This window comes from Mesorhizobium sp. M7A.F.Ca.ET.027.03.2.1 (assembly GCF_003999175.1).
GTDB lineage: Bacteria > Pseudomonadota > Alphaproteobacteria > Rhizobiales > Rhizobiaceae > Mesorhizobium.
Genome location: NZ_RZOM01001389.1, coordinates 1 through 1,248, shown reverse-complemented (window position 1 = coordinate 1,248; position 1,248 = coordinate 1). Strand labels below are relative to the sequence as shown.

Below are 1,248 nucleotides of genomic sequence, written 5' to 3'. Positions count from 1 at the left end.
GTCGCAATCTCGCGCCATCGCACTCGACATGGAATCGGCGACCATCGCCGCCAATGGCTTCCGCTTCCGCGTTCCCTACGGCACGCTGCTGTGCGTTTCGGACAAACCGTTGCATGGCGAGTTGAAGCTGCCCGGCATGGCGACCGAATTCTACAAGCGCCAGGTGGCGCAGCACCTGACCATCGGCATCAGGGCGATGGAGAAGCTCGCGGAAATGCCGATGGAGCGGTTGCATTCGCGCAAACTCAGAAGTTTTTCGGAAACGGCGTTCCAGTAGGCCGATGCCACGCATCGAGGCGGCATTTCTCATCTTGATTGGGCCGCATTTCTGCCGATAAGCAGGCGGCATGGAGAGAGCGAGCCTCGGGACATTGCTGATTTCGGTTGCATTCCTGGCAATGCTGGCCTGTTCGATCGCGCTGGTGGCCGGGTTTTTCGGAACGCTGCATCCCGCCTTCGATTCCTTCTCGCATTTCCGCGTCCACCTTGCCGTGCTGATGGCGCTTTGCGCGCTGCCGCTGCTGGCCACGACATTTCGCCTGCAGGCGGCCGTGGCACTGCTTTTTGCCGTGGCGGCCTTCGCCACCACTTCCGGGTCGCTGTCCTTCTCCCGCCTGTGGCCGGTTCAGGCCGCCTATGAAGCCAAGAACGAAGACCGCGCAATCTACAAGCTGCTGCAGATGAACCTGCGCTACGACAATCCGACGCCGAAGAAGGTGCTGTCGCTGATCGGCCGGACCAATCCCGACGTGATCACCCTCGACGAGGTATCGGCGATGTGGGCGACCGAGCTTGGCTATATCAGCAGCGCCTATCCATACCGGATCCTCTGTCCCTATCCCAACGGCATATTCGGCGTCGCGCTGCTCTCGCGGAGGCCCTTTGCCGCGGGCACCGAGGCGCGTTGCGAAAGGCGCGGCGCCATGGCGACAGCGACCGTCGACTTCGGCGGCATCGACGTCGATTTCGCGGCGATCCACCTCAGTTGGCCGTGGCCACGCGAGCAGTACTGGCAGATCGGCGAGTTGACGGAGCCGCTTTCCGCGCTCGGCGAGACGGCCATCATGGCGGGCGACTGCAATGCCGCGCCATGGAGTGCCGCCGTGCGGCGGGTCGCGGCGCTTGGCGGGCTGACCGTGATGCCGTCCGCCGGCCCGACCTGGATCCACATCAAGCTGCCGGACTTCCTGCGGCGCTTCGCCGGCCTGCCGATCGACCAGGTTTTCAGCAAGGGCGGCGTGACCATCC

At 63.9% G+C, this 1,248-nt stretch carries 1 protein-coding gene and 1 pseudogene; both read left to right on the top strand.

Features of this window, described 5'->3' with window-relative positions:
• Window positions 1-277, top strand: a pseudogene (locus EN750_RS34925) (AMP nucleosidase); the annotation flags it as partial.
• Window positions 278-347: 70 nt separating this feature from the next.
• On the top strand, window positions 348-1,248 hold a 901-nt coding region (locus EN750_RS34920; RefSeq protein WP_127399321.1), incomplete at its 3' end, for an endonuclease/exonuclease/phosphatase family protein.